This is a genomic window from Pimelobacter sp. 30-1 (genome assembly GCF_018831735.1).
GTDB lineage: Bacteria > Actinomycetota > Actinomycetes > Propionibacteriales > Nocardioidaceae > Nocardioides.
The window spans coordinates 682,298-697,263 of sequence record NZ_NHTS01000001.1 but is presented as its reverse complement, the minus strand read 5'-3'; the positions used below and the strand labels follow the sequence as shown (position 1 = coordinate 697,263).

The 14,966-nt window shown below is 72.0% G+C and carries 16 protein-coding genes; 10 read left to right on the top strand and 6 right to left on the bottom strand.

The window, feature by feature from the left end:
* Positions 1–8: 8 nt before the first annotated feature.
* Both CCO04_RS03310 and CCO04_RS03305 read right to left on the bottom strand, forming a co-directional pair.
* Positions 9–740 (bottom strand): SDR family NAD(P)-dependent oxidoreductase, encoded by a 732-nt coding sequence (locus CCO04_RS03310; RefSeq protein WP_215812655.1) that lies wholly within the window; start codon positions 738–740, stop codon positions 9–11.
* Between the two features lie 58 nt (positions 741–798).
* Positions 799–1,728, bottom strand: a complete 930-nt coding sequence (locus tag CCO04_RS03305) for an AraC family transcriptional regulator (RefSeq protein WP_215812654.1) — start codon at positions 1,726–1,728, stop codon at positions 799–801.
* 185 nt (positions 1,729–1,913) lie between these two features.
* Here CCO04_RS03305 and CCO04_RS03300 point away from each other — a divergent pair, with 185 nt between their 5' ends.
* From CCO04_RS03300 to CCO04_RS03285, 4 genes are all read left to right on the top strand, one after another.
* Entirely contained in the window at positions 1,914–2,459 is a 546-nt protein-coding gene (locus CCO04_RS03300; protein WP_215812653.1) for a flavin reductase family protein, read from the top strand.
* A gap of 10 nt (positions 2,460–2,469) precedes the next feature.
* Positions 2,470–4,056 carry a 4-hydroxyphenylacetate 3-hydroxylase family protein gene (locus tag CCO04_RS03295; RefSeq protein WP_215812652.1) on the top strand — a complete coding sequence of 529 codons (1,587 nt, stop codon included), beginning with the start codon at positions 2,470–2,472 and terminating at the stop codon, positions 4,054–4,056.
* A gap of 91 nt (positions 4,057–4,147) precedes the next feature.
* The gene (locus CCO04_RS03290) at positions 4,148–4,468 is read left to right on the top strand and encodes a hypothetical protein (RefSeq protein ID WP_215812651.1); all 321 of its coding nucleotides are present in this window, start codon (positions 4,148–4,150) and stop codon (positions 4,466–4,468) included.
* A complete protein-coding gene (locus tag CCO04_RS03285; RefSeq protein WP_215812650.1) occupies positions 4,465–4,908 on the top strand; it encodes a hypothetical protein in 444 nt (147 codons plus the stop codon). Before CCO04_RS03290 ends, CCO04_RS03285 begins: the two co-directional genes overlap by 4 nt.
* Positions 4,909–4,918: 10 nt before the next feature.
* Here CCO04_RS03285 and CCO04_RS03280 read toward each other — a convergent pair whose 3' ends face one another.
* Positions 4,919–6,190, bottom strand: a complete 1,272-nt coding sequence (locus CCO04_RS03280) for an MFS transporter (protein WP_215812649.1) — start codon at positions 6,188–6,190, stop codon at positions 4,919–4,921.
* A gap of 157 nt (positions 6,191–6,347) precedes the next feature.
* Here CCO04_RS03280 and CCO04_RS03275 point away from each other — a divergent pair, with 157 nt between their 5' ends.
* A complete protein-coding gene (locus CCO04_RS03275) occupies positions 6,348–6,845 on the top strand; it encodes a thioesterase family protein (protein ID WP_215812648.1) in 498 nt (165 codons plus the stop codon).
* Positions 6,846–7,045: 200 nt separating this feature from the next.
* On the opposite strand, the gene CCO04_RS03270 is transcribed toward CCO04_RS03275, so the two are convergent.
* Positions 7,046–7,963: a family 16 glycosylhydrolase gene (locus CCO04_RS03270; RefSeq protein WP_215812647.1), complete on the bottom strand. Its 918-nt coding sequence runs from the start codon at positions 7,961–7,963 to the stop codon at positions 7,046–7,048.
* A 202-nt stretch (positions 7,964–8,165) separates the two neighbouring features.
* Here CCO04_RS03270 and CCO04_RS03265 point away from each other — a divergent pair, with 202 nt between their 5' ends.
* Positions 8,166–8,975 carry a helical backbone metal receptor gene (locus CCO04_RS03265; RefSeq protein ID WP_308281112.1) on the top strand — a complete coding sequence of 270 codons (810 nt, stop codon included), beginning with the start codon at positions 8,166–8,168 and terminating at the stop codon, positions 8,973–8,975.
* Positions 8,976–9,053: 78 nt separating this feature from the next.
* Positions 9,054–9,224, top strand: coding sequence for a hypothetical protein (locus CCO04_RS03260; RefSeq protein ID WP_215812646.1), 171 nt, complete (start codon positions 9,054–9,056; stop codon positions 9,222–9,224).
* Positions 9,225–9,327: 103 nt separating this feature from the next.
* On the opposite strand, the gene CCO04_RS03255 is transcribed toward CCO04_RS03260, so the two are convergent.
* A complete protein-coding gene (locus tag CCO04_RS03255; RefSeq protein WP_215812645.1) occupies positions 9,328–10,971 on the bottom strand; it encodes a helicase HerA-like domain-containing protein in 1,644 nt (547 codons plus the stop codon).
* Positions 10,972–11,051: 80 nt separating this feature from the next.
* Here CCO04_RS03255 and CCO04_RS03250 point away from each other — a divergent pair, with 80 nt between their 5' ends.
* Positions 11,052–11,348: a type II toxin-antitoxin system VapB family antitoxin gene (locus tag CCO04_RS03250; RefSeq protein WP_215812644.1), complete on the top strand. Its 297-nt coding sequence runs from the start codon at positions 11,052–11,054 to the stop codon at positions 11,346–11,348.
* Positions 11,349–11,352: 4 nt separating this feature from the next.
* Positions 11,353–11,892: a LytR C-terminal domain-containing protein gene (locus tag CCO04_RS03245; protein WP_215812643.1), complete on the top strand. Its 540-nt coding sequence runs from the start codon at positions 11,353–11,355 to the stop codon at positions 11,890–11,892.
* 12 nt (positions 11,893–11,904) lie between these two features.
* Here the strand turns inward: CCO04_RS03245 and CCO04_RS03240 are convergent, their stop codons facing one another.
* Positions 11,905–13,398 carry a potassium/proton antiporter gene (locus tag CCO04_RS03240; protein ID WP_308220332.1) on the bottom strand — a complete coding sequence of 498 codons (1,494 nt, stop codon included), beginning with the start codon at positions 13,396–13,398 and terminating at the stop codon, positions 11,905–11,907.
* Between the two features lie 69 nt (positions 13,399–13,467).
* Between CCO04_RS03240 and CCO04_RS03235 the strand changes: the two genes are divergently transcribed.
* Complete coding sequence (locus CCO04_RS03235) at positions 13,468–14,955, top strand: FAD-binding protein (RefSeq protein WP_308281111.1); 1,488 nt, start codon at positions 13,468–13,470, stop codon at positions 14,953–14,955.
* Positions 14,956–14,966: the final 11 nt, after the last annotated feature.

The following is a 14,966-nucleotide window of genomic DNA, read 5'->3' as shown; positions in this document are numbered from 1 at the left end:
CGGGTGGCTCAGTGCAGGTCGGCGCCCGGCCCGTCGTACGCCGTCTCGCCGCCGTCGACGTGCACCACCGTGCCGGTGACGAACGAGGCGCGGGCCGAGAGCAGGAACGCGATCGGCTCGGCGACCTCGCCGGGTCGTCCCACCCGGCCCAGCGCGGTGAGCCGGCCGACCATCGCGACGAAGTCGTCGGCGGGCACGCCCGGCGGGGCGTCACCGCGCAGCATCGGGGTGTCCACCGGCCCCGGGCTCACGCAGTTGACCCGGATCCCGCGGCCGGCGAGCTCGCGCGCGCAGACCAGGCTCCACCGCACCAGGGCGGCCTTGGAGGCGGCGTAGGCGCCCATCCCCGGATAGCTGCGGTGCGCCGTGGACGACGCGACGGTGACCACCGACGCGTCCGCGCCGAGCAGCGGCAGCAGCGCGGTGACCAGGTTGCTCGCGCCCACGACGTTGACCGCGAGGAGCCGCTGCCACGTCTCGGCGTCGACCTCGCCGACGCGCTGCATGTGGGCCGCGCCGGCGGTGAGCACCAGCCCGTCGAGCCCGCCCCAGCGCGCCCGTACGACGTCCGCCAGCCGCCCGCAGGACCCCGCGTCGGTCACGTCGACCACGGCGTCGGCGCCCGCGGTCCGGTCGGCGACCAGCACCTCGGCCCCCTCGCGGCGGGCGACCGCCACCACCCCGGCACCGATCCCCGACGCCCCACCCACGACCAGCACGCGCCTGCCCTCGAGCTCCATGGCGGCAGCCTCCGGCCGCCGTACGGGCGGGACAAGGGTGGGTGCCGCCCAGCGAACCTCAGCGCGCGCGCAGGGTGACCGACGGCGCGACGCCGTAGCGGTCGCGGTAGGCGCCGGCGAACCGGCCCAGGTGGCTGAAGCCCCACTGGTTGGCGGCCTCGGCGACGCTCGTCGCGCCCCCGCCGAGCAGGTCGGCGTGGACCCGCTCGAGGCGGATGAGCAGCAGCTGCTGGCTCGGGGTGCGGCCGAGGTAGCGCTGGAAGCCCTGCTGGAGCCGGCGGATGCCGACCCCGGCCTCGCGGGCGAGCTCGGCCGCGGTCCAGTCGCGGGCCGGGTCGGCCTCCATCGCCTCGACCACGCGGGACACGATCCGCGGGCGGACCGTCCCGCAGCCCGGCTCCTCGGGGAAGCACGCGGCCACGAACGACGCCGTGAGCGTGCCGGCCAGGCGGCGTCCGACCCGCTCGTCGCGGGCCAGCGTGGGGTTGCGCAGCACCTCGGTGCCGATCGAGGCCAGCAGCCCGATCCAGGCCCGGCCCGACTCGGTGCGCAGGTCCACCTGGGCCGGCAGCCGGTCGGTCGGCAGCCCGACGAGCGCGGTCACCTCGTCGGCGAGGTAGCCGCGGTCGATCCGCATGCCGACGATCGAGCAGTCGGCCGACCACCGGGTCATCCGGGTCTGCTCGTCCGGCGGGCACACCGTCGCCTGGCCGTCGAGGGAGAGCACGTGGTGGCCGCCCACCTGGGCCTCGAGGACACCGCTGCGCGGCACGTTGATCGCCCAGGCACCGGGGTGGTCGGACTCGACGGCGACCTCGGAGCCCCAGCCGATCCGGGCCAGCCGGACCGGGCCGAGGTCGACCGCGCGCAGGTCCGCCGGACCGGCCGGACGCCGCTTCACGACGAGGTCGTGGGGGAAGTACGCCCGCGCGACGGCGTCGGAGAAGTCGCCGAGCTGCTCGGACGACGCGGTCAAGGTGCCCGTCATGTCGCACCTCACCCCCTCAGTGACGCCCCTCACACTACCGAGCCCGGATCATCCGCAAAACGCACTCGGCCCAACCCGGTGCGCATTCCGGACAGCCCCTTCGCGCAGCGGATCGCCGCGGGCGTCGTACCGGCCTAGCGTCCCGGTCCACTCGCCCCCTGATCGTCCGAACCCGAGGAGGACCCATGGACCCGCGGACCCTGCGCTCGACGTTCGGCCGCTTCGCCACCGGCGTCACCGTCGTCACCTGTCGTACGCCGGACGGAGCCCACCACGGCGCGACCGTCACCGCGTTCACGCCCATCTCGCTCGACCCGCCGCTCGTCCAGGTCGCGCTGACCCGCACCTCCAAGGCGGCGGCCTTCCTCGACGGCGCCGCCTTCGCGGTCAACGTCCTGGCCGACGACCAGGTCGACGTCGCGATGCACTTCGCCGGCCGGCCCAGCCCGGACCCGCTCCCCTGGGCCGCCGGCAGCACCGCCCCCACCCTGCGCGGCACCGCCGCCACCCTCGTGTGCCGCCCCTGGCGTACCGACGACGGCGGCGACCACCTGCTCTTCCTCGGCGAGATCGTCGAGGTCCACAGCACCGGCCGGCGTCCACTGCTGTTCAGCGACAGCTCGTTCCACCACCTCGGCGACCGCTCGTCCGACGTCATCTGGCTCGGCTGCCAGGACGACCCCCACACCGGATGGTTCGGCGCACCCGTGCCGGCCGACACCCACTACTGAGGAGAACCCGATGACCGACACCCTCGCCCCCGAGACCGCCGCCGGCGACGGTCCGCCGACCGTCAACCCGGCCGCGAACGCCCCCGCCAACCAGCAGACCAACTTCGCGTCCCGGCCGATGACCGGGGACGAGTACATCGAGAGCCTCCGCGACGGCCGCGAGATCTACCTCCACGGCGAGCGGGTCAAGGACGTCACCACGCACCCGGCGTTCCGCAACCCGGTCCGGATGACCGCCCGCCTGTACGACGCCCTCCACACCGGCCCCCACGTCGACGAGCTCACGGTGCCCACCGACACCGGCAACGGCGGCGTCACCATGCCGTTCTTCAAGACCCCCACCTCGTCCGCCGACCTGCTCAAGGAACGCGACGCGATCGCCCGCTGGGCCAAGATGACGTGGGGCTGGATGGGCCGCAGCCCCGACTACAAGGCGTCCTTCCTCGGCACGCTCCACGCCAACAAGGAGCTCTACGCGCCGTTCCAGGACAACGCCGAGCGCTGGTACCGCGAGTCCCAGGAGAAGGTCCTCTACTGGAACCACGCGATCATCAACCCGCCGGTCGACCGCAACCTGCCGCCCGACGAGGTCGGCGACGTCTACATGAAGGTCGAGAAGGAGACCGACGCCGGCCTCGTCGTCTCCGGCGCCAAGGTCGTCGCCACCGGCTCGGCGATCACCAACTACAACTTCATCGCCCACTACGGCCTGCCGATCCGCAAGAAGCAGTTCGCGCTCATCTGCACCGTGCCCATGGACGCGCCGGGCATCAAGCTGATCTGCCGCTCGTCGTACACGGAGCAGGCGGCCAAGAACGGCGAGCCCTTCGACTACCCGCTCTCGAGCCGGATGGACGAGAACGACACCATCTTCGTCTTCGACAAGGTGCTCGTGCCCTGGGAGAACGTCTTCATGTACGGCGACGTCGACCGGATCAACGCGTTCTTCCCCCAGTCCGGCTTCCTGCCCCGCTTCACCTTCCAGGGCTGCACCCGCCTCGCGGTCAAGCTCGACTTCATCGCCGGCCTGCTGATGAAGGCCCTCGACGCCACCGGCTCCGGCGACTTCCGCGGCGTCCAGACCCGGGTCGGCGAGGTCATCGGCTGGCGCAACCTCTTCTGGTCGCTCACCGAGTCGATGGCTCGCGACCCCGAGCCGTGGGTCGGCGACGCCGTCATCCCGAAGCTCGAGTACGGCCTGACCTACCGGATGTTCATGATCCACGGCTACCCGCGGGTCAAGGAGATCATCGAGCAGGACGTCGCCTCGGGCCTGATCTACCTGCCCTCGGGCGCCGCCGACTTCAAGTCGCCGGAGGTGCGCCCGTACCTCGACAAGTACGTCCGCGGCTCCAACGGCATCACCGCCGTCGACCGGGTCAAGGTGATGAAGGCACTGTGGGACTCCATCGGCTCCGAGTTCGGCGGGCGCCACGAGCTGTACGAGCGCAACTACTCGGGCAACCACGAGAACGTGAAGGCCGAGCTGCTCTTCGCCGCCCAGAACCGCGGGCACGTGGCCGCGATGAAGGGCTTCGCGGACGAGTTCCTCGCCGAGTACGACCTCGACGGCTGGACGGTCCCCGACCTGTTCTGAGCGCTGCTGGTGTGCCTCGGGTCGCTCCGGCCCGGGGCACACCGGAGTTATTCAGGCGACGTCGCCGGGGCGAACGAGCAGGATGTCCGGCATGGGTTCGCGACTGGGTGTGATCGTCCTCGACGGGTCGCGCGCGGACCTCTACTACGACCACTGGGCGGCGCAGACGATCGGCATGGACATCGCTCTCGACGGGTTCGAGGCGACCATCGACCGGGTCCGGCGGATGGAGCCCATGGGGGTCGACACCCCGGCCGAGTGGACCGGTGCGACCTGGATCGAGGGCTCGCTGCTGATCGACCTGCGGCGACGGCTGGTGGCATGGGCCGAGGAGAGCGAGCTCAACTACCTCCCCCGCATCGTGAACCACGTCGTCGAGCACACCTGGCCCGGCTGGACCGCCGCCTGGTGACCGGGATCCACGTCGACTTCGACGCACGCACCGTCCGGTGGTGGTCCCTGGGCGACGACGACATGCAGATCGTGCCCTTCGACCTGCTCTGGCCCGGGTGGTCCGTCGAGACGACGGGCGATGCCTACGAGGCACACGCGGCGATGATCGGGAAGGAGCTCCGATCCTGGCCGGCGGACGTCGACGAGGTGCGCCGCGCCTTCCGGCTGGCGACGGACGCCGGGCCCCGCACCAACCCGCTGGTCCACGTGGTCGAGATGCTGGAAGAGCAGGGTGAGCGCGTCACGGTGCACCCCGACGCGCTCCTGTTTCAGGCAGCGTCGTCGTTCGCCGGCTCAGCGACCGCGACGGCGGTGCTCGACCGGCTCGCAGCGCAGCCGGCGCTGCCTCCCGCCCGCATCGTCGACCGGCACGGCTCGATCATCGAGCCCCGCCCCTGAGCCGTCGGGATCAGGCCCCGGACGCCGCCGTGGCGACCGGTCGGGGCGCCGGAGCGGGGTCGGCCGCCGGGCCGGGCTCGACCGGCGAGAGCACCCAGTTGGCGACACCCGCCAGGACGACGACCGCGGCCGCGACGATCGGCACGACCAGCGCGGCGTCGGTGCCGAACCGGTCCGCCAGACCGCCGGTGACGGCCGAGGCGGTGGACTGCCCGACGATCACGGCCGAGCCGAGGATCGTCATCACGGTGGCCGAGCGCCCGATCGGGCTGCGGACCGCGCCGAGGCTGTACTGGGTGACCATCGTCGGGCCGATGCCGCAGCCGATCACCAGCAGCACCAGGCACATCCCGAGCACCGACGACGCCAGCGGCAGCAGCAGCGCACCGGCCAGCATGGTCAGCGCGAACACCAGCCACCGCGCGCGCAGCGAGAAGGACGACGGGAACAGCGCCACGCCCAGCGCCAGCGACGCCGAGCCGATGCCCATGACGCCGTACACGAGGCCGGCGGAGGCGGCACTGCCGTGGTCGGCCATGAACGACGTGAGCGAGGTCAGCATCGAGCCGAAGAACAGCCCCACGCCGAAGATGCCCGCCACCACGGCCAGCAGCGCCGGCCGGGTCAGCTCGCGCACGGGCGCGGGGACGATCGCCTGCTCGCCGTGGCCGGCCGCGAGGGCGGCGGACGGGTGCAGCGCGAACGCCGAGACGAACACCAGGGTCAGCACCGCAGCGCCGGCGACGGGGGCCCACGGGTCGAGCGTCGTACCGAGGATGCCGACGACGAACGGGCCCACGATGAAGACGATCTCGTCGGCCGCCGACTCGTACGCCATGGTCGCGTCGAACGTGCGCGAACGACGTCCCGGCGCGATCTTGGAGCCGATGATTTGGACCAGCCGGCTGCGCGACATCGGCGCGATCTGCGGCGCGCTCGCCCCGACCAGGAACGCCACCGCCAGCACCGCGACCCCCGGCAGCGGGCTGTAGACCACCCACGCCATGAGCGCGAGCGCCGACGCCGACGCGACGCCGCTCGCCAGCAGCACCCGCCGCTGCCCGTAGCGATCGGCCGCAGCCCCCAGCAGCGGACCCACGCACGCCGCACCCAGCCCGACCAGCGCCGAGTTGAGGCCACCGAAGGCCAGCGAGTCGCGACCGGCGACCACCAGGGTGAGCACCCCGACGACCATCATCGCGTAGGGCAGCCGCGCCACGAGCGCGATCGGGAAGTACGACGGACCGGTGGCCCGGACCAGAGAAGGCGCGTGATCGCTCATGACCTCGACTCCAAGGGGTGGAACGGTGCCGCCTTGGACCGCCGGTCTTGCTCCGGCGCGAGGTAGATGCACCCACGGATGGGAACTACTCCGTCCAGGGTACGCCTGCGTGTCGCCCGCCAGCCAATCCCCGGACGGACTCGCTAGGGTCCGGGGTATGAGCACGCAGCCGACGTACGACCAGCTCGCCCCGCTGCCCGCCTTCGCGGTCCAGCCGGTCCCCAGCGCCTTCGAGGACAGCAACGGCTTCCTCAACGTGCGCCACTACCTCGGCATCGGCAGCGAGGGCCTCGACGAGTCGCTCTACGACCTCGGCATCCCGTTCAACTGGCCGGTCCTCACCGGCTTCGCCTGCCTGTCCGCCGAGCACCACCTGACCTACCTGCACGAGCTGCGCACCGGCGACGAGATGTCCGTCCGGGTCCGCCTCCTCGGCCGCGCCGAGCGCGCCGCCCACGCCCAGGTCTACGTCCTCGACGACACCAACGGCCGCGTCGCGTGCGTCTTCGAGGAGATCTTCCTCTGCGTCCGCCTCGAGGACCGCAAGACCGCCCCCTGGCCCGAGGACATCGCCCAGGGCCTCGACCAGCGCATCGCCGAGCACGCCGAGCTCCCCTGGGCCCCGGTCACCTCGGGCTCCCTCGCCCTCCGCTGATCCCCCCACCCGCCGAAGTCGCAGGGTTCCGGCGCCGAAGTCGCGCGGTTCCCGCCTCGAGGGCGCAGGGTTGCCCGCTCGAGGTCGCAGTGGCCCGGGCGGGCCGGCGCCCGGCGACCTCGGCGCCGGGAACCTGCGCCCTCGGCACCGGAAACCTGCGCCCTCGGGGCGGGAGACCTGCGCCTTCGGCGGGGGGCGGGCTACTTCCAGACGCGGACCCAGTCGACGGTCATCGTCGCTGAGGTGGGGGTCTGGGCGGTGATGGCGTTCCAGGCGCCGCCGAAGACCTGGGTCAGGACGACGTAGAACGGCTGGTCGAAGGGCTGCGGGGCGGACAGGGGCGAGGCCGGGGTCCAGGTGTGGGTGTAGCAGACCCGGTTGTCGTAGAGGAAGCGCATCGAGGTCGGCGTCCACTCCACCGCGTAGCGGTGGAACTGGGAGGTCGCCAGCATCCGGCAGTTGTAGCCGGTGCTCAGGCGGGTGTCCTCGCCGGCGTAGTGCACCGAGGGGTAGACCCGGGAGGCGTCGGCGCTGAACCACTCGGCGACATCAACCTCGCCGGAGTTCGGCCAGCCGCCGTAGGTGTGCTTCTGGGGGTAGAGCCAGAGCGCGGAGTGGATGCCGGTGATCGTCGTCGCCGGCATCTTGGCACGGAACTCGAAACGGCCGTAGGTCTGGTTGAACAACCCGTAGCTGCCGATCGTGGCGGCCGTGCGCTCGGTCGTGTACGTGCCGAACGGGCTCTGGCACTGGAAGTACGCCGACTCCTTGCGCGAGGTCAGCAGGAGCTGCCCGCCGCTGACCCGGACGTTGTTGGAGTTGTTGACGTAGCAGCCCTTGCCGAGCGCGCTGATCCCGGTGACGGCGGTCTCCTGGACCACCCACTTGGTCATGTCGAGCGCGGTCCCGTTGAAGTCGTCGTCGAACGAGCAGGTGTAGCGGCCGCCGCCCGTCTTGACCGGGCGCTCGCCTCCGCAGGTAGGCGCCTTGGTCGTGGCCGGGGCCGCCGCGAAGGTCACCGGTACGACGGCCGGCGGGGCGCTGCTGACCACCGGCGCGAGCGCCGCGGTGGCCACGGCGGCGGTCCCGACGGCGCACAGAAGTCGAAGACGGAGCATGACGACCCTTTCTCTCCCCCAGCAGCGATCCGGCCGAGCCTGACGGCTTCCCATGCGGCCGGATCACGGGGTCGAGGCCGATCCTTGCGTAAAGAACTGCGCGCTGGCTAGAGGGAACTGGTCCGAAGGGAGTGGTACGAACGGGCTATGCCGCAGGCAGCGACCGTCAGCCCCGCCCCCGCCCGTGACCTAGCCTGAACCGGTGAGCGGCACCCCTGCGACCCCCGTCGACGCCCCCGTCGACGCCCCCGCCGACGACCTCGGCGACGCGGTCCCCCTGACCGCCCCGGCGGCCCGGATCGTCTCCCTCGTCCCGTCGATCACCGAGGCCCTCGCCCGCGACGTCCCCGAGCGCCTGGTCGGCGCGACCGACTGGTGCACCCACCCCGCCGACCTCGACGTACGACGCGTGCGGGGCACCAAGAACCCCGACCTCGCCGCGATCCGCGCGCTCGCCCCCGACCTGGTCGTGGCCAACAAGGAGGAGAACCGCGAGCTCGACGTCCGCCGCCTCCGCGAGTCGGGTGTCGCGGTGTGGGTGACCGACATCGAGACGGTGCCGCAGGCGCTCACCTCCCTCGACCGCCTGTACGACGGCGCGCTGGCCCACGCCCGGCCGGACTGGCTTCGCCAGGCCCGCGAGCGCTGGGACCGGCCGCTGCCCCCGAGCCGCGGGCGGGTCGTCGTACCGATCTGGCGGGACCCGTGGATGGTGGTCGGCCCGCGCACCTACACCGGCGACCTGCTGCGCCGGCTCGGCTGGACCAACGCCTTCGACGACGGTGCCGAGCGCTACCCCCACGTCGAGCTCGCCGCGCTGGACCGCGACGACGTCGACCTGGTGCTGCTGCCCGACGAGCCCTACGTGTTCACCGCCGACGACGGGCCCGAGGCGTTCACCCGGGTGCCGACCGAGCTGGCGTCGGGCCGGCTGCTGACCTGGTACGGCCCGGCCATGGTCGCGGCGCACGACGAGCTTGCCCGCCTGGGGGCAGGCCGCTCGGGGATGTAGTGGCGATCACAGCCCAGGTCACCGACTCGTAACCGTCGAGCGGCCGCGCAGAAACCTGCGCCGCGCAGGCTGGACGACATGAACAACATCGAGGAGCTGAACCCCGAGGACCGCACCGTCGCCCGTCGTGCCGCGCTCCGCAACCGGCACGCGGCCGGCCTGTCCCGCCTGATGGAGGAGCGCGGCGACCTGCGCGGCGTGCACCCGCTCGCCGACTTCGTCGACGACTCCCTGCGCTGGACCGCCTGACCACCAGGCTGGCTGACCACCTGGCTGCCTGACCGACCCACCGTCCACTTCCCCCCATCGCCGGTCCGGCTCGTCACGCACGAGCCGGGCCGGCGGTGGTGCGTCAGCGGCGGCGGCGGGCCGTACCGAACATGCCGCGCGCGATCTCGGCCGCCGCGGTGCGCATGAACTGCTTGAAGGCCGAGGACTTCACGACGTCCTTGACGATCTCGCCGGCCCCGCCGCCGTCGTCCTTCTTGGCCTTGGGCGCGGCCTTGCCCGTGCTCTTGCCGGCCGGCGCCGACTTGGCCGCCTCGGCCGCCTCGGCCGCCTTGGCGCCCTCCTCGAGCTTCTTGGCGAGGATCTCGCGGGCCGACTCGCGGTCGATCACGTCGGCGTACTTGGTGGCCCGGGGGCTGGCCTTGACCGTGGCCTCCATCGACTCCGTGGTGCTGGGCGCCATCAGCGACTCGGGCGCGCGCAGCCGGGTCCAGGCGACGGGCGTCGGCGCGCCCTTCTCGCCCATGACGGTCACGATCGCCTCGCCGATGCCGAGCGTGGTGATCACCTCGCCGAGGTCGGCGTACGCGCTCTTGGGGTAGGTGTTGACGGTCGCCTTGAGCGCCTTGGCGTCGTTGGGCGTGTGGGCGCGGAGCTGGTGCTGGATCCGCGAGCCGAGCTGGGCCAGGACGTCGTCCGGTACGTCGGTCGGGCTCTGCGTCACGAAGAAGACGCCGACCCCCTTGGACCGGATGAGCCGCACCGTCTGGGCAATCGACTCGAGGAACGGCTTGGAGGCGTCCTTGAACAGCAGGTGCGCCTCGTCGAAGAAGAACACCAGCTTGGGCTGGTCCACGTCGCCCACCTCGGGCAGGTCGTGGAAGAGGTCGGCGAGGAGCCACATCAGGAACGTCGAGAAGATCGCCGGGCGGTCCTGGAGGTTCGGCAGCTCGACGAGGTTGATCAGCCCGCGCCCGTCGGCCGCCTGCTGGAGCAGGTCGGCGGAGTCGAACTCGGGCTCACCGAAGAACGCCTCGGCGCCCTGGTCGGCGAACCCGATCAGCTCGCGCAGGATCACGCCCGCGGTCGCCGACGAGAGCCCACCGAGCTCCTTGAGGTCGGCCTTGCCCTCGTCGCTGGTCAGGTGCTGGACGACGGCGCGCAGGTCGGACAGGTCGAGCAGCGGCAGGCCCTGCTTGTCGGCGTAGTGGAAGACCAGGCCCAGGCTGGACTCCTGGGTGTCGTTGAGCCCCAGCACCCGGCTCAGCAGGATCGGCCCGAAGGACGTCACGGTCACCCGGATCGGGATGCCGATCCCCTGGCCGCCCAGCGCGTAGTACTCCACCGGGAAGCCGGTCGCCGTCCACTCCTGGCCCACCGACTTGGTACGGGCCAGCAGCTTGTCGTTGGCCTCGCCGGCGGTGGCCAGGCCGGACAGGTCGCCCTTGATGTCGGCCGCGAAGACCGGGACGCCGGCCGCGCTGAGCTGCTCGGCGAGCAGCTGGAGGGTCTTGGTCTTGCCGGTACCGGTGGCGCCGGCCACCAGGCCGTGCCGGTTGAGCATCGCGAGCGGGATCCGGATGGTGCTGCCGGTCAGCTCGTCGGGACCGGCCATCAGCCCGCCGAGCTCGAGGGCCGGGCCCTCGAAGGCGTAGCCGGGCGCGATCGCCTGCTCGATCGGGTTGGTGCTCGCGGGTGCGGTCTCAGGCGCGGCGGCCGGTGCGGTCTCAGGTGCTGCGTCGGGAGTGGGCGTCTGCTCCTGGGTCATGTGCGGAACTCTAGGAGATTCCGTGAAGACCGAACATGCCACCGGCGCCTGTCTGCACCCGACCCGTAGACTCCGAAGCCGTGATCTTCAAGCGCGTCGGGGACGGTCGTCCCTATCCCGACCACGGCCTCACCTCCAAGGGGTGGGCTGCCGTGCCGCCGCGCCAGATCCGTCTCGACCAGCTCGTCACCACCAAGGACACGCTCCAGCTCTCGTCGCTCCTCGACGAGGACTCGACCTTCTTCGGCGACCTGTTCGCCCACGTGGTGCTGTGGCAGGGCGACTACTACCTCGAGGACGGGCTGCACCGCGCGCTGCGGGCGGCCCTCCAGCAGCGGCACGTGCTCCACGCCCGCGTGATCCGGATGGAAGGCTGACGACGTGGCCCTGGACGTGCGGGAGAACAGCCGCTCCGCCATCACCCTGGCCGTGCTGGCCGTGCTCTTCCTCGGTGGGGTGATCTGGGCCTGGTCCCAGATCGCCGAGCCGTTCCCCGAGAAGGTCGCCGCGCAGCCGTGCACCGACACGCTCATCCCGGCCGGGGACGACGTCGCGCCGCCCCAGGTGATGGTGACGGTGCTCAACGCGGGCGGGCCCAACGGGCTGGCGGGCGACACGCTGTCCAAGCTCGAGACCTTCGGCTTCGTCAAGGGCAAGCTCGGCAACGCCCCCGACAAGACCGGCGCCGTGGGTGCGCAGGTGTGGGCGAGCGACCCCGGCGACCCGGCGGCGCTCCTGCTGGCGTCGTACCTCGGCAAGAACGTCGACATCGTCGACCAGCCCTCGGGCTACCCGGGCGTGACGATCGTCGTCGGCAAGCGCTTCCAGGGCGTCAAGAAGGGCCAGGACAAGGTCACCGCCCAGAAGGACTCCCACATCTGCACGCCGCCGCTGAGCAGCCAGCCCGACAGCGTCAGCTGACGGTCCGCGCGCTCAGTCGTGCAGCCACTGCGCGAGGCGCCCGCCCGAGCTGACCTGGCGCAGTCGGCGCTCGGTGTCCTCGCGGAGCTTGCGCGGGGTGACCACGATCAGGTCGTCGCCGTGGCGCAGGACGGTACGCCGCTCGGGCACCAGCGTGTGCCCCTCGCGCACCACCATCGCGACGTTGGCGCCGAGCGGTAGCCGCAGCTCGCCGACCTCGACGCCGTGCATCTTGGACGACGGACTGATCGTGATCTGGAGCAGGTCGGCGGCGACCCGTTCGAGCGGGGCCGCCTCGACGTCGATCCCCCGCGGCTCCGAGCGCCGCGCCACGCGCAGCAGGCGCGCGGTCAGCGGAAGGGTCGGGCCGGTGATGAGGGTGTCGATGACGACGAGCACGAAGACGATGTCGAAGAGCCGGGTGGCGCCGTCGACGCCCGCGGCGAGCGGGATCGTGGCCAGGACGATGGGCACCGCGCCGCGCAGGCCGGCCCACGAGATGAAGGCCAGCTCGGGCAGCTTCATCGGCTTGACCACCGCGCTGACGAGGACCGACAGCGGACGGGCGAGGAACGTCAGCAGGAGGCCGGCGACGACCGCCATGCCGACCGTCGCCCACGAGAGCCGCTCGGGCGAGAGCAGCAGGCCGAGCATGACGAACAGCCCGATCTGGGCGAGCCAGGCCAGGCCCTCGACGAACGAGCGGGTGGCCGCGCGGTGCGGGAGGTCGGCATTGCCGAGCACGAGCCCCGCGACGAAGACCGCGGCGAAGCCGCTCGCGTGCACCTCGGCCGCGGCGCCGTACCCGATGAAGGTCAGGCAGAGCACGGCGATCGGGTAGAGACCGGACGCCGGCAGCGCCACGCGCCGCATCACCCAGGCGCCGCCGAAGCCGGCAGCGAGGCCGATCCCGACGCCGGCGACGAGCTCGTAGACCATGATCCCCGTCGTGCCGAGCAGTCCGTGCTCGCCGACCGCGCCGGACGAGACGAGGGTGACCAGGACGACGGTCGGGGCGTCGTTGAGGCCGGACTCGGCCTCGAGCGTCCCCGTGATCCGCTTGGGCAGCGGGACCACGCGCAGCACCGAGAACACCGCGGCGGCGTCGGTGGGCGAGCAGATCGCCCCGAGCAGGATCGAGAGCTGCCAGGACAGCCCGAGCAGGAAGTGCGCGCCGACAGCGACGACCACGATCGAGACGAGCACGCCGAGGGTCGCCAGCGACAGCCCGAGCCGCATCGCCGGGCGCGCGTCACGCCAGTTGGTCGTCAGGCCGCCCTCGGCCAGGATCACCGCCAGCGCGCCGAAGCCGAGAGCGTGCGCGAGCTGGGCGTCCTCGAAGCCGATCCCGAGACCGGCCTCGCCGAGCGCGACACCCATGAGCAGGTACACGAGGAGGCTGGGGAGACCCAGCCCGAAGGATGCGCGCACCGCCAGCACGGCCAGGAAGGTGACCCCGGCGCCGATCAGCAGGAACATGTCGAGCTGGTGGACGTCGAACGTCAAGAGGCAACTCGGCTTTCGTCGGGTGGCGGGACCGTAGTCTATCGGTAGAACATGTTCTAGATTGAGCCCGTGAGCTCGCACAACGACAACCTCCCCGCCGGCCTGGCCATTCCCGCCGCGCTGCCTGCCGACGTCCTGACCCCCGACACGGAGCAGTACGACGTCGTGGTCGTCGGCTTCGGCATCGCCGGCGGGTGCGCCGCGCTCGAGGCCGCCCGGAGCGGCGCCCGGGTGCTGCTGCTGGAGAAGGCGGCCGTCCACGGCGGCACGTCGTCCATGTCGGGCGGGCACTTCTACCTCGGCGGCGGGACCGCCGTGCAGCAGGCCACCGGCCACGACGACTCGGTCGAGGCGATGGCCGGCTACCTCATGGCGAGCACGAAGGACCCCGACGAGGAGAAGATCCGCGCCTACTGCGAGGGGTCGGTCGCCCACTTCGACTGGCTGGAGGCCCTCGGCTTCGAGTTCGAGCGCTCGTACTTCCCCGGCAAGGCGGTCATCCAGCCCGGCACCGAGGGCCTGATGTTCACCGGCAACGAGAAGGTCTGGCCGTTCCGCGACCAGGTCGCGCCGGCACCGCGCGGGCACAAGGTCCCGGTCCCCGGCGACACCGAGGGCACCAAGATCGTGATGGACCTGCTGCGCGAGCAGGTCGAGAAGGCCGGCGTCGAGGTCCGCTACGAGACCGGCGCGACCAACCTGGTCGTCGACGGCGACCCGGCGAACGGCCGCGTCGTCGGCCTGGCCTGGAAGTCGTTCGACCAGACCGGCGTCATCCGCGCCGGTGGCGTGGTCGTCGCGGCCGGCGGCTTCGTGATGAACGCCGACATGGTCGCCCGCTACACGCCCGCGCTGGGCTCCAAGCTGTTCACCCTCGGCTCGACGTACGACGACGGCCTCGGCATCCGCCTGGGCGAGTCGGTCGGCGCCGCGCTGGAGAACATGGAGGAGCCGTTCATCACCGCGCCGTTCTACCCGCCGTCGTCGCGCTGCAAGGGCATCATCGTCAACAAGGACGGGCAGCGCTTCGTCGCCGAGGACAGCTACCACGCGCGGACGTCGTACCACGTGATGCAGCAGCCGGACGCCGTCGCGTACCTCATCGTCGACAGCGAGCACCTCGGCGAGGACCACATGCCGCTGGTGCCCCTCAAGGACGGCTTCGAGACGCTCGAGGAGATGGAGGCCGGGCTCGGCATGCCGGCCGGCTCGCTCGTCAAGACGGTCACCGGCTACAACGACAACGCGGCGGCCGGCGAGGACCCCGACTTCCACAAGCACCCCGACTGGATCGCCCCGCAGACCGCCGGTCCGTGGGCGGTCCTGGATCTGTCGCTGGGGGTCGCGCTCTACGCCGGCTTCACCATCGGCGGCATGGCGACCACCGTCGACGGCGAGGTACGCCGTACGGACGGGTCGGTCGTGCCCGGCCTCTACGCCGCGGGCGCCTGCGCGGCGAACATCGCCCAGGACGGTGCGGGCTACTGCTCGGGCACCCAGCTCGGCGAGGGCTCGTTCTTCGGCCGCCGGGCGGGCCGGCACGCCGCCACCCGCTGACGCATAGGGTC